Source organism: Enterobacter sp. R4-368, assembly GCF_000410515.1.
In the GTDB taxonomy this organism is placed as follows: domain Bacteria; phylum Pseudomonadota; class Gammaproteobacteria; order Enterobacterales; family Enterobacteriaceae; genus Kosakonia.
On record NC_021500.1, the window covers coordinates 472,684 to 493,438 of the forward strand.

At 56.6% G+C, this 20,755-nt stretch carries 19 protein-coding genes; 7 read left to right on the forward strand and 12 right to left on the reverse strand.

Annotated features, from left to right (window positions below; genetic code table 11):
* Nucleotides 1-396 precede the first annotated feature (396 nt).
* The 7 genes from H650_RS02190 to H650_RS02220 form a co-directional block, all read right to left on the reverse strand.
* On the reverse strand, nucleotides 397-1,155 hold the full coding sequence (locus tag H650_RS02190; RefSeq protein ID WP_016496065.1) for an amino acid ABC transporter ATP-binding protein: 759 nt from the start codon (nucleotides 1,153-1,155) through the stop codon (nucleotides 397-399).
* A complete protein-coding gene (locus tag H650_RS02195) occupies nucleotides 1,155-2,222 on the reverse strand; it encodes an amino acid ABC transporter permease (protein WP_016496066.1) in 1,068 nt (355 codons plus the stop codon). Before H650_RS02195 ends, H650_RS02190 begins: the two co-directional genes overlap by 1 nt.
* A gap of 9 nt (nucleotides 2,223-2,231) precedes the next feature.
* Entirely contained in the window at nucleotides 2,232-3,446 is a 1,215-nt protein-coding gene (locus H650_RS02200; RefSeq protein WP_016496067.1) for an amino acid ABC transporter permease, read from the reverse strand.
* 63 nt (nucleotides 3,447-3,509) lie between these two features.
* Nucleotides 3,510-4,556 (reverse strand): amino acid ABC transporter substrate-binding protein, encoded by a 1,047-nt coding sequence (locus H650_RS02205; protein ID WP_016496068.1) that lies wholly within the window; start codon nucleotides 4,554-4,556, stop codon nucleotides 3,510-3,512.
* A gap of 153 nt (nucleotides 4,557-4,709) precedes the next feature.
* On the reverse strand, nucleotides 4,710-5,471 hold the full coding sequence (locus tag H650_RS02210) for a sulfite exporter TauE/SafE family protein (RefSeq protein ID WP_016496069.1): 762 nt from the start codon (nucleotides 5,469-5,471) through the stop codon (nucleotides 4,710-4,712).
* A gap of 12 nt (nucleotides 5,472-5,483) precedes the next feature.
* Complete coding sequence (locus H650_RS02215) at nucleotides 5,484-6,806, reverse strand: MmgE/PrpD family protein (protein WP_016496070.1); 1,323 nt, start codon at nucleotides 6,804-6,806, stop codon at nucleotides 5,484-5,486.
* Between the two features lie 27 nt (nucleotides 6,807-6,833).
* Complete coding sequence (locus H650_RS02220; protein WP_016496071.1) at nucleotides 6,834-8,198, reverse strand: MmgE/PrpD family protein; 1,365 nt, start codon at nucleotides 8,196-8,198, stop codon at nucleotides 6,834-6,836.
* 271 nt (nucleotides 8,199-8,469) lie between these two features.
* On the opposite strand from H650_RS02220, the gene H650_RS02225 reads away from it, so the two are divergent.
* The 3 genes from H650_RS02225 to H650_RS02235 all read left to right on the forward strand — a co-directional run bounded on the left by H650_RS02225 (nucleotide 8,470) and on the right by H650_RS02235 (nucleotide 12,190).
* Nucleotides 8,470-9,117 carry a GntR family transcriptional regulator gene (locus tag H650_RS02225; protein WP_016496072.1) on the forward strand — a complete coding sequence of 216 codons (648 nt, stop codon included), beginning with the start codon at nucleotides 8,470-8,472 and terminating at the stop codon, nucleotides 9,115-9,117.
* Between the two features lie 105 nt (nucleotides 9,118-9,222).
* The gene (locus H650_RS02230) at nucleotides 9,223-10,443 is read left to right on the forward strand and encodes a diguanylate phosphodiesterase (RefSeq protein WP_044489356.1); all 1,221 of its coding nucleotides are present in this window, start codon (nucleotides 9,223-9,225) and stop codon (nucleotides 10,441-10,443) included.
* 172 nt (nucleotides 10,444-10,615) lie between these two features.
* Nucleotides 10,616-12,190, forward strand: coding sequence for a sensor domain-containing diguanylate cyclase (locus H650_RS02235; RefSeq protein ID WP_016496074.1), 1,575 nt, complete (start codon nucleotides 10,616-10,618; stop codon nucleotides 12,188-12,190).
* 3 nt (nucleotides 12,191-12,193) lie between these two features.
* Here the strand turns inward: H650_RS02235 and H650_RS02240 are convergent, their stop codons facing one another.
* A complete protein-coding gene (locus H650_RS02240; RefSeq protein ID WP_016496075.1) occupies nucleotides 12,194-12,613 on the reverse strand; it encodes a GNAT family N-acetyltransferase in 420 nt (139 codons plus the stop codon).
* Nucleotides 12,614-12,717: 104 nt separating this feature from the next.
* Here H650_RS02240 and H650_RS02245 point away from each other — a divergent pair, with 104 nt between their 5' ends.
* The gene (locus H650_RS02245) at nucleotides 12,718-14,496 is read left to right on the forward strand and encodes a thiamine pyrophosphate-requiring protein (protein WP_189660091.1); all 1,779 of its coding nucleotides are present in this window, start codon (nucleotides 12,718-12,720) and stop codon (nucleotides 14,494-14,496) included.
* Nucleotides 14,497-14,548: 52 nt separating this feature from the next.
* Here the strand turns inward: H650_RS02245 and H650_RS02250 are convergent, their stop codons facing one another.
* The 4 genes from H650_RS02250 to H650_RS02265 are packed head-to-tail and all read right to left on the reverse strand — an operon-like array spanning nucleotide 14,549 to nucleotide 19,341.
* The gene (locus H650_RS02250; RefSeq protein WP_016496077.1) at nucleotides 14,549-15,370 is read right to left on the reverse strand and encodes an alpha/beta fold hydrolase; all 822 of its coding nucleotides are present in this window, start codon (nucleotides 15,368-15,370) and stop codon (nucleotides 14,549-14,551) included.
* A gap of 44 nt (nucleotides 15,371-15,414) precedes the next feature.
* Complete coding sequence (locus H650_RS02255) at nucleotides 15,415-17,049, reverse strand: MFS transporter (protein WP_016496078.1); 1,635 nt, start codon at nucleotides 17,047-17,049, stop codon at nucleotides 15,415-15,417.
* A complete protein-coding gene (locus H650_RS02260; protein ID WP_016496079.1) occupies nucleotides 17,046-17,462 on the reverse strand; it encodes a DoxX family protein in 417 nt (138 codons plus the stop codon). The genes H650_RS02255 and H650_RS02260 overlap by 4 nt, the downstream gene beginning before the upstream one ends.
* 4 nt (nucleotides 17,463-17,466) lie before the next feature.
* A complete protein-coding gene (locus H650_RS02265; protein ID WP_016496080.1) occupies nucleotides 17,467-19,341 on the reverse strand; it encodes an amidohydrolase in 1,875 nt (624 codons plus the stop codon).
* Nucleotides 19,342-19,574: 233 nt separating this feature from the next.
* Here H650_RS02265 and H650_RS02270 point away from each other — a divergent pair, with 233 nt between their 5' ends.
* The 3 genes from H650_RS02270 to H650_RS02275 are packed head-to-tail and all read left to right on the forward strand — an operon-like array spanning nucleotide 19,575 to nucleotide 20,753.
* Complete coding sequence (locus H650_RS02270) at nucleotides 19,575-20,261, forward strand: hydrolase (RefSeq protein WP_016496081.1); 687 nt, start codon at nucleotides 19,575-19,577, stop codon at nucleotides 20,259-20,261.
* Between the two features lie 53 nt (nucleotides 20,262-20,314).
* Entirely contained in the window at nucleotides 20,315-20,485 is a 171-nt protein-coding gene (locus tag H650_RS24315) for a DUF1427 family protein (protein WP_016496082.1), read from the forward strand.
* Nucleotides 20,486-20,489: 4 nt separating this feature from the next.
* Nucleotides 20,490-20,753: a DUF1427 family protein gene (locus tag H650_RS02275; RefSeq protein ID WP_016496083.1), complete on the forward strand. Its 264-nt coding sequence runs from the start codon at nucleotides 20,490-20,492 to the stop codon at nucleotides 20,751-20,753.
* The last annotated feature ends 2 nt before the right edge of the window (nucleotides 20,754-20,755 follow it).

Sequence of the window (20,755 nt, forward strand, 5' to 3'; positions counted from 1 at the left end):
TTATAATTTACCGGCCAGTGAGTTTTTGTTATTACCAGTGCATTCTCCACAAAGTTATCGGCAACGGAAAGTAGCTGCGTTAAATATTTTTTTAGTCATACTTACGACTCAATTTATAAATATTGTTATGATTTTGCGAAAGAAAAATGACGACAAAAAAACAAACCAGCCATAAGTACATTCTTAAGTCAAATTAATAGCCAGTGATGCAGCAAAGGCGAATAAATAGACGATCAAAAATAGAAACATTAACATCGCAGGCTAACATTTTTACTTTTAGATAAAGTCCCAGGTATAAGAAAACCACAATACAAGTAATTTATTTATGGTTATTAACGATGCAGCAGCAGAATATTGACTGCGACGGCAGTGCGGCGGAAAACCGCCGCACTGCAATTAATGGCTGAGGATCTGATCGAGGAACTGACGGGTACGCGGATGCGCAGGCTGAGTGAAAAACGTTTCCGGCGGCGCGGATTCAACAATGCGGCCGTCGGCCATCAAAATCACGTTATCCGCCACGGTACGGGCAAAGCCCATTTCATGCGTGACCACAATCATCGTCATGCCGCTGTCCGCCAGATCCAGCATCACATCCAGCACTTCTTTGATCATTTCCGGGTCCAGCGCCGAGGTTGGCTCGTCAAACAGCATAATCTCCGGTTGCATACAGAGCGCGCGGGCAATCGCCACGCGCTGTTGCTGGCCGCCGGAGAGCTGCAACGGGAACTTATGCGCCTGGTTGGCGATCTGCACTTTTTCCAGATAGTGCATCGCCAGCTCCGTTGCCTGCGGGCGGCTCATCTTGCGCACCAGCGTGGGGCCGATAATCAGGTTATCCAGCACGCTTAAATGCGGAAACAGATTAAACTGCTGAAACAGCATGCCGATGCTCAAACGAATGCGGCTGATGTTGCGCACATTGTCATTCATTTCGATACCGTTCACCAGAATCTGGCCTTTCTGGTGCTCTTCCAGCCGGTTAATACAGCGGATAAGCGTCGATTTACCGGAACCGGATGGCCCGCAAATCACCACGCGTTCGCCTTTTTTTACGCTGAGCGAAACATCATCCAGCACCTGAAATTTCCCGTACCATTTGCTGACGGAGGTCATTTGAATGATCGCATCGTGCGGGGGCGTTGTGGTTTGCATCAGGAAACTCCTTCAGGGTTGCGGCGTTCATCGATGCGTCCTTCGATCCACACCGCGTAACGGGAAAGCGAAAAGCCAAACAGTAAATACAGGCCGGCGATAAACACATAGGTTTCAATGTAATAACGACGCCATACCGGGTCCTGCATCACTGCGGTGGTGGCGGTCAGAACATCGAACAGGCCGATAATGATCACGAATGATGAGTTCTTCATCGCCGCAATAATATGGTTGGTCACCGCTGGCAGGCAGATGCGCAGCGCCTGCGGCAGCACAATTTTGGTGGTGGTGTGCCAGTAACCCAGATTCAGCACCGCGGCCGCTTCATACTGACCGCGCGGTACCGCCTGCAAACCACCACGGATCACTTCAGCCTGATAGCAGGCAAAGAACAGGGCAATACCAATAATCACCCGCAGCAGCTTGTTCACTTCCATCCCGGCCGGTAAAAACAGCGGAAAAACGTTCACGGCGACAAATAAGATCGTGATCAACGGTACGCCGCGTAACCCTTCAATAAACACCACCGACAAACCGCGCAAAAACGGTAGCGGAGAGCGGCGGCCCAGCGCCAGCGCCACCGACACCGGCATGCCAATAATCACCGTCCCGGAAAAAAGCAGCAGCGTCAGCGGCAGGCCGCCCCAGTCCGCAGAAGAGACCGGCGGTAGCCCGAACAGACCACCACTCATCAGCACTGACATCACAACCAGCGAGACTATCCACAGCGGCCACAACAGGCGCGAGTGCCAGCACATCGGCGACAGCGAAAGCCCGACGGTAACAAACCACACCAGCACCGCCAGGGCGGCACGCCACTGCTCATCATACGGATAGAGCCCGAAGAGGATCGGACGATACTTCTCGCCGATCACCGCCCAACAGGCACCGGCCGCCGCCCGGCACTGCTCGGCCGTCCCGTTAAAACCGACCGCGTCTATCACGCCCCAGCGCAGGATCGTTGCCCCCACCAGCGCCAGCACGGTTAATAACAGCAGCGTCAATACGCTTTGTGCAACGCTGCTAAATAAATGCTGTCGTAGCCAGAAAACCACAGGATTTTGCATAACGGTTCCTTAGCGCTCTTTAATGGCGACGTAGCGGTTAAACAGGTTCATCAACAGCGAGGTGGTACCGCTAATGACCAGATACACCACCATCATAATGGCTATAGCCTCCAGCGCCTGGCCGGTCTGACTCATCATGGTGTTGCTGATATTCGCCAGTTCCGGGTAGCCAATCACCACGGCTATCGAACTGTTTTTCGCGAGGCTCACATATTTGCTCGCCAGCGGCGGCACCATCACCCGCATCGCCTGCGGAATGACGACATAGCGCATGACATGCCACGATGAAAACGACAGCGCGCGTGCCGCTTCCAGTTGCCCCTTGGGCACGGACTGAATCCCCGCGCGAACAATTTCGGCGATATAGGCAGACGAGTAGAGCGAGATGCCCAGCAGCAACGCGGTAAATTCCGGACTGATGGTAAACCCGCCGCGAAAGTTAAACCCGCGCAGCTCCGGCGTATTCAGCGCATGGGGCGCACCGGACAACCACCACACCATCAGCGGCAGGCCGATAATCAGCGCGAGGCGAATACGTCCAGTGGGCAGCACTTTGCTGCGCCGCTCGCGCCAGTAACGCGCAAGCAGTGAAACCAGCAGGCTTAACACACAGCCAGCCAGCAGCGCCAGCAATGTCCACTGCCAGCCGCTGTGCGCCGCCGGAACGCTGAACGTTAAGCCCCGGTTGGTAAGAAAACCGCCCGGCAGTTCTATCGCCTGGCGCGGCGCGGGCAGGTTGCGGATCACCATCGACCAGAAGATCACATGCAGGATCACCGGGACATTACGCAGCAGCTCCACGTAAGTGACGCACACTTTCATCAATAGCCAGTTTCTGGAAACCCGGCCAATACCAACCAAAAATCCGAGCAGTGTCGCCAGCACAATGCCGCACAGCGTCACATAGAGGGTATTGAGGAACCCCACCACCAGCGCGCGGGTGTAGGTGTCATTCGCGGAGTAGGGAATTAACGTTTCCCCGATGGCGAAGTGCGCAGGCTGGTGCAGAAAACCGAAACCAGTCGAAATGCGTTGCGCATGCAGGTTTTCCACCACGTTGCTGTAGAGCCAGTAGCTAAATCCTGCAAGCAGCGCCGCCAGCAGCAACTGGTAGCAGGCGCTGCGCACGGACTGACTGCCAAAAAAGGTGAAAAGGCGAAACGCGGTGGCCTCGCGCGTCGCATCCGACGCCAGAACACCGGAGTTGTCAGACTGTTTCATCATTAAAATTACGACTGTGGCAGGAGTGGAGAAGGGCCGCCCCGCAAGACGGAGGCGGCCCGGCGATTAACGGATCGGCAGGCCGTAAAGCAGGCCACCTTTGTTCCACTGATTATTCAAATCGCGATCCAGCGGTTCAGCGCTTTTCGGGCCAAAGTGGCGGTTGTAAATATCGCCATAGTTGCCCACCTGTTTAACGATGTTGTATACCCATTTGTCATCCAGACCCAGTTTCTGACCGAAGCCGCCTGTGACACCAAGCAGGCCCTGAACATCCGGATCGGTGGATTTCAGTTTTTCATCGACATTACTCTGGTTAACATCCATCTCTTCGGCATCGAAAGTGGCGTAAACCACCCATTTCACAATGTCATACCACTGGTTGTCGCCTTTGCGCACCGCCATCGCCAGCGGCTCTTTGGAGTACATCCCCGGCAGGAGCACATGATCCTGCGGTTTGTCGGTATCAAACGCCAGGATACCGGGCAGCGCCACTTTATCGCGGGCGATCACATCACAGCGACCCGCGAGGTAGGCGGCGACATACTCTTTATTGTTTTCAATAACCACTGGCGTGTAGTGAATGTTGCGCGAGCCGAAAATCTGCGCGACGTTACGTTCGGTACTGCTTGGCGTGACACAAACGGTTGCGCCGTCGAGATCTTCGAGTTTTTTCACGCCGCTGTTGGCGCGCACCATAAAACCGGTGCCGGTGTAGAAGTTAGGCGGCGCAAAACTGATGCCGAGCGACACATCGTTAGTGAGCGTCGCGGTGGTATTACGTGACAGCACGTCCACTTCGCCAGACTGCAGCGCCATAAAGCGTTGTGCGGTTGAGAGCGGGGTAAAACGCACTTTCGACGCGTCGCCCAGCACCGCCGTTGCCAGCGCACGGCAGAAATCAACATCAAGACCTTCCCACTGGCCTTTGCTGTTAATCGCGGCAAAACCGTGACGGGCAGGGTGAACGCCGCACACCAGTTCACCGCGCGCTTTGATTTTTTTCACGGTATCGCCATTAACAGCAGGCGCGTTTTCCGCCTGGGCAGGCGCCAGGAAACTGCCGAGCGCCAGCAGCAAGGCTGAGGCGGCAAGGTGAGATTTTTTGAGCATGACCGATCCTTTTTAAAGTTGCTATCCGATTAATTAACTGTATTTATTACTGATTTCACTAACATTTCCGTTTGTATACGTATGTTCCTCATCCATGACCTCCTTAGCAAAGAACGAATTCAGTAAAGCATATCCAGAAAACCGACGATGGAATTATTGCAGCCATCCCCGCACACCTTGCCACAGCAACTGCGCACTGAGCAGGATCATGGTAATGCGAAACAGTATGCGGAACAGCCGCTCCGGTACGTTATCCAGTACGCGCGTTCCGAGCCACGTACCCAGCGCACCGCTGATAATCATTGCCGCCAGCACCGGTAACCAGCTGGCCCAGGCAAAACCCATCAGCCCGAACGCGAGGATCTTTAACCCGTGTTGCAACACCATGCAGGTCGCATGTGTGGCAATCAGCGGCTGGCGTTTTAGCCCTTGTGAACTGATAAGCCCGGCGACCATCGGCCCGGTTGCGCCAACAATCATCGTCCCAAGACTACTCACTGCGCCGCCAATAATAAACAACGGCCGACTCAGCGGTTTCTGTTCTCCGCGTTTACGCAGCACCGACCAGAGAATAAACACCCCCAGTGCGATACGGGCGATGCTGTCCGGGATCACCGCCGCAACCGGTGCGCCAACGGCAATGCCCACCGCGCTACCCAGTAAAAACCACAGCACCAGCGGCCACACCACATGGACTCGCTGAATCAGCGTCCGGCTAAAGTTGGAGCCAAGCTGCACCATGCCGTGTACCGGCATCAGGCTGCTCACCGGCATCCCCAGCCCCATGATCGCCAGCAATGCCGTGCCCCCGCCGAGCCCCATGGCGGCCGTCAGCGCCGAGGTCAGGAAACTGCAAAACACCATCACCCCGGCAAATAGCGGGGAAATCTCCGGCGGAATCAACGTCAGTGTCATACTCACATCCGTTTAACGAAAATCATCCTGCAGCAGGCGATGATACAGCGCCTGAGCCTCTGCCGCTGGCAGAATTCGGCTGGCGCAATCAAGAAATTTCTGTTCGATCAAGTTATCCGGCAGCGGGATTGCCGGGCTGGAACCCCGCGCCCCGGCGACCCGCAAGGCAAACTGCCGTCCGTCGACGGTGGTCAGCGTGACGAAGGCGCTGTGTGTAATCTCTTCGTCATGGCGCTCCAGCGTCACTTTCTGCATTAACGTCTGTGTCGCCGGATCCTGAAAACGCGCGTCGTCGATAAAATCATCCAGCGTCAGGGTGCCGGTGACAAACGCACGCGCCACGCAATAATGCAGGCTGAATTTACCCGCCAGCGGGTTTTCCGGCTGCGGAATATTGATATGCGGGAAGCGGATCGGGTGAACTTTCACCTCAATGTGCTTAATCTCATGCGGCTGCAACCCGGTTTCCTCACGCAGCGCCAGCACGCCATCCAGCGGCGATAAAGTAGCGTAACAGCATGGGAAGTATTTGTAATTGTTACTCTTCACGGTATCGAGAATAAACGGCGTTGCATCCCAGTTTTCCGTTAACGGGAGTGGGTCGACATTCGCCTGGCCGTTATAGACGTGAAAATATCCCTGATGATGCTCGAAGGCATTCGCGCCTGCGCTGAAATCCTCTTTTGCCAGTTTGCAGGCCATTACCGCGCTCCGCGCCGCCTGGCCGACCGCCAGGGCTTTGGTTTCCGTGCCGAAGTTCGATTTAATGCCGCTGGCGAGTGAAGCGGTCATCGCCAGCGCCGTGGCGGTTTGCTCTTCATTAAGATCGAGTGCCACCGCGCAGGCCGCCACACCGGCGAAAACGCCGACCGTGGTAGTCGGATGCCAGCCATGGCGGTACTGAAACGGGCTCACGGCTTTACCCATGCGCACCGCGGTTTCATAGCCGGTAATATACGCGCGCAGCACCGCTTCGCCATTGATATCCAGCTCATCCGCCAGTGCCAGCAGCGCAGGCAAAACGGCGACAGAAATATGGCCGTGCAGCCAGGAGTTGGAATCATCAAAATCAAGCAGGTGCGAAGAGACGCCATTTAACAGGGCGGCATCGAGCGCGTTCAGCTTCAGGTCGGTGCCAAATACGCGGCTGTTGCCGGTCGCGGCAGAAGGGACAATCACTGCACGCAATTTGCGCGAGCCATCCTGCACACCGCCGGCAAGCGTCACGCCTAACGTATCAATTATCGCGGTACGCGCCTGGGCGTACGCGGCCTGCGGGAAAGCCTGCCGGGAGAACGCCAGTAAATTACCGGCAAGTTGTCGGGCAATAGTCATGAACAGATTTCCTGTACAAAAAAAGAATTAGTGGTCGCCGGCAAGTAATCCGGTGATGCGCGCCAGCGATCCGGGACGCTCAAAGTGCAGGGCGGCGTCATATAATTGTGCGCTTCGCGCCGCGCCGAGGACAGGAACGGTGAGGGCGTCAAATTTGGCGCGCAACTCATCGTCGCTCAGTGGATTTTGCGCGTGACCGCGATAGACATCCGTATGCGCATGCAACACGCTGCCATCATCCAGCCAGACATCCATAAAGGCGGAACTGGCGGACTGTCCATCAACCGCTTCCACTTCCAGCAGCGGCAACAGCGCACGCGGGCGCGGATCGTCAACCGTCGCCTGGGTGAAATCGGTATCTGTCAGAGCGTAGCCGCTTAATGCAAGAGTGATACAGTGAGGAATGCTGAATTTACTCTCCAGCGGCGTACGCGGCTCCATAATTCCGGCGTTAACCATGCCCATCGGGTGCACTTTTGCCGAAATTCGGGTGATAGTGCGCCCCTGCAATTGTGGATAAAGTTTACGTGCGGTCTCAATGGACGCATGCGTACCACGGCAGCTGGCATACAGCTTGTAGCCGTTGGTGAGCAGTTCCCAGCTCTCGCCGAAATCAAGCGGGGGAATTTCCGCGCTGCCGTCCTGGATAAAGATTTTTACCCAGCCGTCAGCTTCATAAAAATGGTGGGCACCGACAAAATTTTCCGCTGCCAGTTCAGCCGCCAGAATACCGTCCATTGCCGCTTTCCCGGCGTGGAACGGTTTTCCGTGGGTGCCGGAAGATTTCTGCAAACCGCCCATCATGGTTGCCGCCGCGCCTAACGCGTTGCGCACCTGTTCTTCGGAAAGCTGCAAAATCGCTGCGGCAACGGCTGCCGCGCCGGCGCGACCGACAACAGAAGTAGGGTGAAAACCACGGCGTTGCAGGTTGCGGCCAACGCCCGGAACCCAGCCGCCGCCCAGTTTCGCCATCACTTCAAAACCAGTGATAAAGGCCAGCAGGATCTGCTCCTCGTCAACCGGATGCGCCTGCGCCATCGCCAGCGCCGTTGACCAGCACGGGCCGCCGGGGTGGCCTGCGCCCGCTGGGTGGGTATCGTCGTAATCGGCGGCGTGCGCCATGGTGGCGTTAACTAATGCGGCAAGTGCCGGAGTGGTGGTAGTAGAAAGGAAAATTCGCGCATCACCGGCGGCATTCCATTTTTTCGCCACCTGGCGAACAGCGTTAACGGCATCGTCATTAACGGCGCCAATCGCCACGCCAAGAAAATCAATTAATGCGCGTTTTGCTTCGTGCCGAACGGCAACTGGCACAACGAGTTGATTAGCATGGCTGATAAAATGGCTTAGCTGTTCTCCACGGGTTAATGCAGTTTCTGCTTTCGTTGTCATGGTAAAACACAGTTTCCCTGGTGTTGACTTGCAAATACGGTGTTGGCTTACAAAATAAAAAGCAAATATTCGTTTTGTGTATATTTGAATTCATTTGTATACAATGAATTTAAAATAAACATAGCAGCGATTTCGTAAACGTCAAAAGATGTTTTTTAAATAAGCAAAGAATAAAAAATGCAAAAGCCTCCCCGTTCCTGTGGCAAGATGAACGACGGCAGGGTGCAGACTTTGCAAAGCCATCATCAGTACATACGAAAGGAGCTAAAACGTGAAATCGACGGGTCGCGACGCGGGCTTAACGCCGTTTGAAATTCTTATTTCCGCTATCGAAGCGGGAGAGTTGCTGCCGGGAGAGCGTCTACAGGAGACGCGGCTGGCAGAGCAGTTTGGCCTGAGCCGAACGCCGATACGTGAAGCGCTTCACCGCCTGGAAACGCTCGGGCTTGCCGAACCGGGACCGCAACGCGGTCTTATCATCGCCCACATCAGTTACGAGCGTCTGCGTCAGTTGTTCGATGTGCGCGAAGGGCTGGAGCGGCTGGCGATGGCACTGGCAGTTAATGCCGCTTCTGACGCGGAGATCGCCTTGCTACAGGAGATGGTTCACGCCGAAGCCTCTCTGACCGACAGCAAAGCCCTTCACGATCACAACCGCATGTTCCACCGTCAAATCTACCGCGCAACACATAATCCCTATCTCAATGAAATGCTGGACAATTTACGCATCCATTTGTCGTTATTGCGCAGCACCACCTACGAACTAAAAGAGCGTACCGAAGAGTCGAAACGCGAACACCAGGCCATTGTTGACGCGCTGGCGCGACGTGACAGTGCTGCGGCGCAGGAAATCGCCTGTGAGCATATTCGCCACGGCTATCGCGCACGTTTGACAATTTTAAGCCAACGAGAACGCTAACAGATTGCCCCTTATTTGACGGACGGAAATCCTCAACCGCTGATAGACTCCGGAATGGCGTATTTTTAATCGGGCTTTCTGTGGGCATTCTGAGGGTAGCATTTCGTGTTAGCGACTTTGATTTACCGTAGCCGACTGAATCGAACATTAGATCCCTCACAACTGGCAGGCATTGTCGAGCGAGCAAGCCTGCGCAACGCGCAATTGCATGTAACGGGAATTTTACTGTTCGACGGCGATCATTTTTTACAGGTCCTTGAGGGACCGCAGGCATCGGTCAACGCGGTGTATGAGCGGATCGGCAAAGATCCCCGCCACGGTAACGTGGTTGAACTGCTGCGCGATTTCGCGCCGCGCCGTCGCTTTGTTGACAGAGGAATGGTGTTGTTCGATTTGCGGGTGATGAAACCCCACGTCGTGCTACGCGCGATCCTCCGCTTTGGCACACTGAAATATAAGCTGGCCAGCAATGATCGGGTCTACAAATTTATCCGCACGTTTATCGCCTCGCCGAACACCAACGGCGGGGTGCGTAACACGTCGCCCGAACAGTGGCGTTTCGCCATCAAAACATCGCCTTTCGCCAGCGATACCCCGTTATTTCACGAACAACCGTGCCAGTTTGCCTTCCAGCCCATTATCGAACCGTTGCGCGGCAATATTTCGTCGCTGGAAGCCCTGATCCGTGGACCCGACGGCGGCAGCCCGCAGGACTATTTCTCAACGATTGCGCCAAACAAGCTGCACGAAGCCGACCTCGCATCGAAAGGCTGGGCGCTGGCAATGGCGCGTCGCCTCGGCATTGGTAACCACAAAGTCGCCATCAATTTGCTGCCGATGTCGCTGGTCAAAATTCCCGGCGCGGTGGACATTCTGCTGAATCACATCACCCGTAACCAGCTTAATCCCGGGCAGATCATCGTCGAAGTGACAGAAGATGAAGTGATTTCCGGTTATGAAGAATTTACCTGGGCCATCCGCCAGCTGCGCGCCGCCGGTATTGGTCTGGCGATTGACGATTTTGGTTCCGGTTTTGCCGGGTTGTCATTGCTGGCGAAATTCCAGCCAGACAAGCTGAAAATCGACCGCACCATCGTCACCGATATTCATCTGCATGGCCCGAAACAGGCGATTGTGAAAGCGATTATCGATTGCTGCGCCGAACTGCAAATTACCGTCGTCGCCGAAGGGGTGGAGAAGGTGGAAGAGTGGTGCTGGCTGGAAGCCGTTGGCATTCAGCGTTTCCAGGGTTTTCTGTTTGCCCGCCCGATGCTTAATGGTGTTTCGGCAATTAACTGGCCCCAGCGCATCCTTCACAAAATCTAATCTTTTCCGGCAAGCCTCACTGCTAAGGAGGATCCACACGGTATTCTCCTTTTTTATGCCAACGCCGCGCGTATTACGCCGGAAATAGCGCAAACCACTGCGTTATTTGGCTTATAAATCATCGTTCTTCTATGCTTAACTGAATAACAGTGGATGTGGTTGCGGGGGAATGATGAAACTCAAAAGACGTGTCGCGCGGGCGCTGGCGCTCCATTCCTCCCTAGGGCGCAGTATCACTTTTTTTATGGTTGGTCTGTTACTGGCTGGCAGCGCGACCAGCGCATGGACCTTATCCCGGGCATGGGAACGTGTCGTCGAAGACAGCGAACGGGATGCGATTAACCTTTCCGTTTCACAGGCGCGCCAGGCGGAAGATACCTTTTTGCAAACGGAGCTGGTGCTGCGGGACATTCGCCGCAACCTGCCAACAGACAGCATTGAAGGCATTGATGTCAACCAGTTCGGCGTTTATCTCGCAGAGCTGGCAGAGCGGTTACCGCAGTTGCATGGGCTGATGGTTTACGACACCCAGGGCAATATGAAAGCCACCTCGTTTGGCAAAATTCCGGTGATGTCGAACAACAGTGACCGCGAATATTTTGTCTACCACCGCCGTAACGGCCACGGCAGTATTCACATCGGCCATGTTATTCGCAGTCGTTCGACCGGCGATCTGGTGATCCCGGTGTCGCTGCGCATCAGCGACAGTTCCGGCGGTTTTGCCGGTGTTTTACTGGCAACGGTAAAAGTCGACTATTTCCGCCATTTCTATGGCTATTTTGAGTTGCAAAGCCGCGACATGCTGGCGCTGGTAAATACCGACGGCACCGCCGTGTATGTGCGCCCCTATGGCGATGAAATCATCAACCGCAATCTCTCTGCCAGCCCGTTATTTACCCGCGAACTGGCGAAAAAGGACCGGGGGAATGGCACCTGGGTTTCCGCACTGGATCACATTGAGCGCATTTATGGGTTCGCCCGCCTGGAGCGCTATCCGCTGGTGGTGGCAGCGGGTTATGACAAACCCGCGCTGTGGCATAGCTGGTTAAAAGACAGCCTGCCGGATCTGGTGCTGAATGCCATGCTGCTGCTGGGTACGCTGCTGATGGGGGCGATTATCTTCCGCCAGGTCAGGCTTAATGTGCGCAACCAGACGGAACTTGCCGTCCTGCGCGATGAGCTCACCAGCATCAATCACACCTTGCAGCTGATGGCGCTGGCCGATGGGTTGACCGGGCTTGCCAACCGTCGCCAGTTCGATCTGTTTCTGGCAAAAAGCCTGAAAGCCTCTGCGGTGACGCAAAAACCCGTCTCGCTTATCATGCTCGATATCGACTATTTCAAGCGTTATAACGATTTTTACGGTCACGTTGCCGGCGATAACTGCCTGCGAATGGTCGGCGAAATTATTGCCAAACTGAAAGTGCGCAGTCACGATCTGATTGCCCGTTACGGCGGCGAAGAGTTTGCCATTATCCTGCCCGATACCGGCCCGGAAGGCGCGCTGTTTGTCGCGCGTCAGGCTGTCGCAATGGTGCGCAGCGCCAAAATTCCGCACACCAAAACCAGCGGTCAGGAAAATGTGGTCACTATCAGCGCAGGCTGTTACAGCCTGATCGCCGATGCGAATTTTGACGATGCCATCCGGCTGAAAGAGGGCGCTGATAAAGCGCTTTACCAGGCCAAAATAGAAGGGCGCGATCGCGCAGTTGCCGCAACTGAAGCGCTGTTACGGCAAGCGGATTGAATTTCAGACCAGCGCTTTCGTTAGATAGTGGCGCTGCATACCGGTGTGCGGATAATCCGGCAGCGACATTTGCAATTCATAACCGAGTTTTTGATAGAAAGGCAGCGCCTGGAAACTGAAGGTATCCACCAGCGCATGGTGGCAACCCAGCGCGACCGCTTCCTGCGCGGCGCGCTGCATCAGTTCTTTGCCAAGCCCGCTGCCACGCCGATCCTCATGCACCCATAAATAGTGGATATTCAGCCAGCCACCTTGCTGGTGGGCAATCAAACCGCCCTGCATAACGCCATTATCATCGCGAAAATAGACGCCCAGGTGCGCCCATTCGCTGAGATTAACAAACTGCTGATTGTAGCGGCGCAAACCGGTAAAAAGCTCCTGCTGATCCTGCTCGGTCACTTCATGTTTAACTATCAGCGCCATTTCTCTTTTCTCCTCTTTGTATTTATCAGAATGATAACAGGTTGGTCAGCGGCGAGCGTCGTCTACCCTTAAAGACTGTTACCAATTCGCAAGGAGAAAGTACAGTGAGCATGAAAACCAGTGATTTCTTTGTTCAGCGTCTGAAAGAATGGGGCGTGACTCGCATTTACGGTTATCCAGGCGATGGCATCAACGGTGTGCTGGGCGCCATCCAGCGCGCTAATAAAGCGGGCGACGGGATTGAATTTATCCAGGTTCGCCATGAAGAGATGGCCGCGTTTATGGCGGTCGGTCACGCGAAGTTTACCGGTGAACTGGGGGTCTGCTTATCGACGGGCGGCCCGGGTGCCACGCATCTGCTCACCGGCTTGTATGACGCCAAAATGGATCACGCACCGGTGCTGGCCATCACCGGGCAGGCAGAAACCACCGCGCGCGGTGCCAGTTACCAACAGGAGATGAACCTGGATCGCGTTTTCGCCGATGTCGCCAACTTCGTGCAGGAAGCGGCATCGCCCGCGCAAGTCCGGCATCTGGTCGATCGCGGCGTTCGTGTGGCCATGGCGCAAAACGGCGTTGGCGTGGTGATCATCCCCAAAGATGTACAGGACGAAGCCTGGCAACCGCCCCGGCACGCGCACGGATTTACCCATTCAGGTTCGGGTTACCAGCGACCGCGCGTCATCCCACACGATGCCGACCTGCAACGGGCGGCAGAGGTACTCAACGCCGGGAAAAAGGTGGCGATACTGATTGGCGCGGGCGCGCGTAACGCGGCGGTGGAAGTGGTGCAGGCGGCAAATTTACTGGGCGCAGGCGTGGCAAAAGCCCTGCTCGGCAAGGATGTGCTGCCTGATGATGCGCCGTTCGTCACCGGCGCCATTGGCCTGCTGGGCACGGAACCATCGTGGAAACTGATGCAGGAGTGCGACACGTTATTGATGATCGGGAGCGGTTTTCCGTGGACGGAATTTCTGCCGCCGGAGGGCAACGCGCGCGCGGTACAGATCAATATTGACCCGGCAATGCTTGGCCTGCGCTACCCCTGCGAAGTCAATTTGCACGGGGATGCAGCCGAAACCCTGCGCGCATTGCTTCCGTTGCTGACGCACAAAAACGACCGTAGCTGGCAGGAAGAGATTGCCCGTCAGGTGCGCGACTGGTGGCAACTGATGGAGCAGCGCGCCATGGCGCCGGCAAAACCGGTCAACCCGCAACGCGTGGTCTGGGAGATGTCTCCGCTGCTGCCGGAGAATGCGATTGTCACCTCTGACTCCGGTTCCTGTGCGAACTGGTTCGCCCGCGACTACCGCGTTAAGCAGGGGCAGCGCGCCTCGCTTTCCGGCGGGCTGGCCTGTATGGGTGCCGCAGTGCCGTACGCCATTGCCGCGAAATTTGCCACGCCGGAAAAACCCGTGGTGGCGCTGGTGGGCGATGGCGCCATGCAAATGAACAATATGGCCGAACTGATCACCATTCAGAAATACTGGCAACAGTGGCAGGATCCCCGCTTAATCATTTGCGTATTCAATAACCAGGATCTCAACCAGGTCACCTGGGAGCAGCGGGTAATGGAGGGCGATCCCCGTTTTGAAGCAACGCAGCAACTACCGGATGTGCATTATGCGGAATTTGCCCGCACGCTGGGGCTGGAGGGTATTTTTGTCGATACGCCCGAGGCCTTATCCGCCGCCTGGCAACAGGCGTTGCAGGCGGATCGCCCGGTGGTGCTGGAGGTGAAGACCGATCCGGAAGTTGCGCCATTACCGCCGCACATCACCTTCAAACAGGCGAAAGCGTTTATGGCGTCAATGGTGAAAGGGGATCGCGGTGCAGTTCAGGTGCTGAGCGATACCGCCAGCCAGTTGTTCCATAAGAAGTGATAAAAAAGCCCGGTGCGCATGGCGTACCGGGCGAGTGCAATATCAGGGGTAATTACAGTTTGTTGAGGAACGCCAGCAGATCGGCGTTCAACTGATCCTGATGCGTGACTGCAAAGCCGTGCGGGCCATTTTCATAGACTTTCAGTTCCGCGCCTTTAATCAGTTCAGCCGATAATTTACCGGTCGCTTCAAACGGCACGATCTGGTCGTTACTGCCGTGAATAACCAGCGTCGGCACATCCACTTTCGCCACATCCGGGCGGAAATCTGTTTCCGCAAACGCGGTAACGCAGTCAAGCGTGCCTTTCAGCGACGCCAGCAGGGCGATATTCAGCGTTTGCGTCAGCACGCCGTCAGAGACTTTCTGCCCGGCGTTCAGGCCATAAAACGGCGTAGCGAAATCACTGATAAACTGCGCGCGATCTTTCAGCAGACCGGCCTGAATCCCGTCGAATACGCTTTTATCAACGCCCTGCGGGTGATCGTCGGTTTTGCCAAAAATCGGCGTCACCGCGCCGAGCAGTACCAGACCGGCGACACGCGCGCTACCGTAGCGGCCGATATAACGGGTGACGTCACCGCCGCCCATCGAGAAGCCAACCAGCGTCACATCGTGCAGATCCAGCGCGGTGATCAGATCGTTAATATCGGAAGCAAAAGTATCGTAGTTGTAGCCATTCCACGGCTGATCGGAGCGACCAAAACCGCGACGGTCGAACGCAATCACACGGTAGCCGCGTTCAGCAAGAAAATTCAGCTGGCTGTCCCACATATCGCCATCTAACGGCCAGCCATGGCTGAAGAGAACCGGCTTACCCGCACCCCAGTCTTTGTAATAGATCTGAGTACCATCCTGCGTTTTGATTGTGCTCATGTGTTTACCTCATTGTTGTGTTGTGGTTTTTAACTGCATAACGCTTATCGTTGCGCGGGCGCGACCAGATGCCGGACCACCGGCGGCTCGTCGCCCTGATGAAAGGCCAGCACGCGCTCTCTAATCAGTTTGTCATTGACCGTGTGACGTTCATGCTGGCGCAAATGCTCGATCCACGATCCCATCACCCAGGTTTCAACAAACAGGCCAGCATGGTGGGCATCTTCATACACCGCCCAGCCCATCGCGCCGGTACGCCTGCGCACGCGGCGCATCTCCTGCATCGCACAGACAAAATCATGCGCATCTTGCGGGGAGACCCGATATTCGCAACTGACCATCACCGGCCCGCGTTCATGCGGAATGTCGGTTTCGGTCGCGAAGCCCGCCGGATCAATCATGTCGAGATCCAGCGCGGCGTCTTTTTCCAGCCGCCAGCGTAAAACTGTAGCAGTTCCCAGCACCATCCCCAGCGTGGCGGCACAAAGTGCCCACGTCACGCTGAACTCTGACGCCAGCTTGCCCCAGATGGCGCTGCCGACCGTCATTGAGCCGAAAAACACGGTCAGATAGACCGCCAGCGCGCGCGCTTTTACCCAGCGGGCCGCGCTGCGCTGTGCGCCGACGTTCAGCGTCGAGAGCACGGCAATCCACGCGAAGCCGGTAAAAAACTCAAAGGCGTTGAGCAGCCAGACATGGCGAATAAACGCCAGCGCCACCATGGTGACGGCAAACAGCAAACTGGCGGCCACCATCATCTGGTCGGCATTCAGCCGCTTGCGCAGTTTTGGCAGCAGCATCGCGCCACAAATCGCGCCGGACCCGATACAGGCCAGCATGATGCCGTAACCGCCAGGGCCGAGACCCAGCTCGCGTCGCGCCACCAGCGGCAGCATTGCCCATCCGGCGCTACCAAACAGGAAAAACGCCACCGTACGCGCCAGCACATTGCGCAGCACCGGCGCGGCGTGAACATAGCGCAGCCCTCCGCGAATGGCGGTAAAGAAGTGTTCCGGCGGCAGACGCTGAATGGTCACCTGCGGCTGCCAGCGATAGAGCACAAACGCCACGCCCAGCACCGACAGGGCGTTCAGGAAGAACACCATCCACGGACCGGCGAAAGAGAGCAGCAGCCCGCCCAGCGCCGGACCAATCGCGCGGCTGATATTGATGCCCAGCGAATTAAGGGCAATCGCCGGACTCAGTTCGCGTTTTTCAACCAGATCCGGCACCACCGCCTGGAAAGCCGGTGAGCTAAGCGCCGCGCCAGTACTGAGTAAAAACGTCGCCGCCAGCAGCACTTCCGGCGTGACATTGCCGGTAAACGACAGCAGCGCCAGACCGGCTGCCGCGCAGAACGTCCAGGCTTGCGAAAAGAGCAGGATTTTGCGCCGTTCAACGATATCCGCCAGTACCCCCGCAGGCAGTACAAACAGGAACATCGGCAGGCTGCTGGCCGCCTGCACCAGCGCGACCGCCAGCGGATCGGCGCTCAGCGAGAGCATTGTCCAGTTCACCCCGATGTCGCTCATCCATGAGCCGACATTGGATACCACTGTCGCTATCCATAGCGTGCGAAAAACGCGCTGGCGCAGCGGCTGCCAGGCAGAAGCGGCTGGGGCAGCGTTGATATCAGGTGACACTGTCACCGCTGCGTGCAGTTCGTTTTGTTGCGTCATGCCAGTGCTCCTTTCGCCGCCACGCGCAGCCGCCAGCTTCCCGGCCCGGTTAACAGCAAGGTGGTGAAGATAATCAGCAACAACCAGCCGAATTGCCCCTCGGCCAGCGACCAGTCTGCATGCACGACCAGCATCGCGACCAGCAGCACCACGATGATCGGGATACAGGCCAGCCGTGTGGCGACACCGGCGATGATCAGCAGCGGGCAAACCACTTCGGCGAAAATCGCTGGCAGCAGACTCATCCACGGGCCGAGACCAAACGGATCTTCGATATGCGCCAGTTCGTTACTGAAATGCAGCACCTTCGGCAGGCCATGCACATACAGCAACAGCAGGCTGCCGGTCAGGCGCAGGAAGAACAGCCCCGCATCAACGCGGGGCGAAACAGCTGAGAAAGAGGATGTTTTCATGATGTCAGAACGCAAAGCAGCTGCAACCGAGCGCGCCCCAGAAGGCGTTCTCATCGGAAACCGGCATGGCGGCACCGCGTGCAACATCGTGTTGATGGATATGTACGCCACACGGACCAGAGCAGTGGTGTACGCCCGACGCCTGACCTACGCGAGCGGCCTGCGGCGGCGCACTGCGATAATGACCAGGGACCTTCACCACCGGCGACCAGTCTGGCAGTACCGGGATCGCCGGCGGTGCCAGCGGACCAAACGCGCCAGCGGCATAAACAATCTCACCGCCGACCACCGTCAGCACCGATTCAATCCCTTTGATCTCCTCCTCAGGTACGCGGAAGTAGTCCTTGCTGAGGATAGCGAGATCGGCCAGTTGACCGACTTTAATCTGGCCTTTTTTCCCCTGTTCGCTGGAGAACCAGGCGCTGCCTTGCGTCCAGAGCAGCAGGGCGGTATCGCGATCGAGACGCGCGCTGTGGTCGTACATTTGCATGCCGCCAACCGTGCGCCCGGAAACCAGCCAGTAGAGTGCCGTCCACGGGTTGTAGCTGGCAACGCGCGTGGCGTCGGTGCCCAGACCAACCGGCAACCCGGCTTCCAGCATTTTCGCCACCGGCGGCGTCTGTTTGGTGGCCTGCGAACCGTAGCGTTCGGCGAAATATTCGCCCTGGAAGGCCATGCGATGCTGAACCGCAATCCCGCCGCCGAGCGCTTTTACCCGCTCAATATTGGCTTCGGTGATGGTTTCCGCATGGTCAAAGAACCAGTGCAGACCGTTAAACGGAATGTCGCGGTTCACTTTTTCGAATACATCCAGCATGCGGCTGATCGATTCGTTATAGGTGGCGTGCAGGCGGAACGGCCAGCGGTGCTCAACCAGATGGCGCACCACGCGCTCCAGTTCCTCTTCCATACCGGGCGCCAGATCCGGGCGCGGCTCAAGGAAATCTTCAAAATCGGCGGCGGAAAAGACCAGCATTTCACCGGCACCGTTGTGGCGGAAAAAGTCGCTGCCCTGGCCCGGCGTTAACATATCGGTCCATTTTTCGAAATCTTCCAGCTCATGCCCCGGACGCTGGGTAAACAGGTTATAGGCGATGCGAATGGTCATCTGCTGTTTGCTGTGCAGTTCGGCGATCACTTCGTAATCTTCCGGGTAGTTCTGGAAACCACCGCCCGCGTCAATAGCGCTGGTCAGCCCCAGACGATTCAGCTCACGCATAAACTGGCGCGTGGAGTTGACCTGCTGCTCCAGCGGCAGTTTTGGCCCTTTCGCCAGCGTGGCGTAGAGGATCATCGCGTTTGGCCGCGCAATCAGCATCCCGGTCGGATTGCCATTGCTGTCGCGCTGAATTTCGCCGCCCGGCGGGTTAGGCGTGTCTTTGGTGTAGCCCACCACATTCAGCGCCGCGCGGTTGAGCAGGGCGCGATCGTACAGATGCAGGATAAACACCGGCGTATCCGGCGCGGCCTCGTTAATTTCGTCCAGCGTCGGCATACGGCGTTCGGCGAACTGGAACTCTGTCCAGCCGCCCACCACGCGTACCCACTGCGGAGACGGCGTGCGCAGCGCCTGTTCTTTCAGCATACGCAGGGCATCCGCCAGCGACGGCACACCTTCCCAGCGCAGCTCCAGGTTGTAATTAAGCCCGCCGCGGATCAGGTGCAGGTGCGAGTCATTCAGCCCCGGGATCGCCGTATGGCCTTTCAGATCCACCACTTTTGTGCGTTCACCACGGTAAGCCATCACCTCGGCTTCGGTCCCCACCTGGACAAATTTTCCGTCGCGGATAGCCACGGCATCGGCGAGCGGGTTTTCCCGATCAACCGTATGAAACTGACCATTAAGCAATATCAGTTCTGCATGTACGAGCGAATCCATACTTCCTCCAGTCTGGCGGCCTCATGGGCCGGATAAGCGTCTGGGCGGATTATGCTAAGCGTTGGGAAAGAATGAACAGTTATACGAACGTATAGGTATACGAAAGGATAGTTATACCTTCAGATAATAGTTATGCCGGGGAGGGATACCTAACATACAGCCAACGATAGCGATGGCGCGTGAGTTGCTGTCTGAACGTAACACTCCTCACTTTAACCTCTAAGGATGCTTGTATGACTACCGCGAAACTTGAAGTTCTGACCCCGGCAAACTGTCAGTTAATCTTTATCGATCACCAGCCGCAGATGGCGTTTGGCGTGCAGTCTATTGACCGCCAGGTGCTGAAAAACAACACCGTCGCGCTGGCGAAAGCCGCCAAAGTGTTCAATATTCCGACCATCTTCACTACCGTCGAGACCGAAAGTTTCTCCGGCAACACCTATCCTGAACTGCTGGATGTGTTCCCGGAGAAAGATATTCTGGAACGTACCTCAATGAACTCCTGGGATGACCAGAAAGTGCGTGATGCGCTGGCGGCCAACGGCAAACGTAAAGTGGTGGTGTCCGGCTTGTGGACCGAAGTGTGCAACAACACTTTCGCCCTGTGCGCCATGCTGGAAGGCGACTACGAAATCTATATGGTGGCAGATGCCTCCGGCGGCACCTCGAAAGAGGCGCATGATTACGCCATGCAGCGCATGATCCAGGCAGGCGTGATCCCAGTGACCTGGCAGCAAGTGATGCTGGAGTGGCAGCGTGACTGGGCGCACCGCGAAACGTACGACGCGGTCATGAATATTGTGAAAGAGCATTCCGGCGCATACGGCATGGGCGTCGATTATGCCTACACCATGGTGCACAAAGCGCCTTCACGCGCGAAAGCGGGTCATCGCACGCTGGCACCGGTTCCGGCGAAATAAGTCTCTTGCTGGCCGGTGTACGCCGGTCAGCCTTTAAACGGCAGGAGAATGCCATGAGTGTCGGACTTGTCTCTTTCGCCGCAGGCGTGCTGATTGGCGTGATGTACGCCTTGCTGAAGGTGCGATCGCCTGCGCCACCGGCGATTGCGCTGGTCGGGTTGCTTGGCATGTTGATGGGCGAACAGCTCGTCAGCGCACTGATCACACACGCTGCGGCGGGGTGAGCCTATGAAATCCTGGATCCTTTCCCTCCTGGTCGGTCTTCTGGCCGGGGGGATTTATGCTTTACTGGGGACGTGTTCCCCCGCACCGCCGGTGATTGCCTTACTGGGGTTATTCGGCATGCTGGTGGGAGAGCAACTGGTTCCGATTACCCGTCGGTTACTTGCCCGGCAACCGTTAACCATGGCATGGTTTCGCCATGAGTGTGTGCCAAAGATTAGCGGTACGCCGCAACCTGAACCGCCGGACGCACCGCCGCGCCGGGATTAATG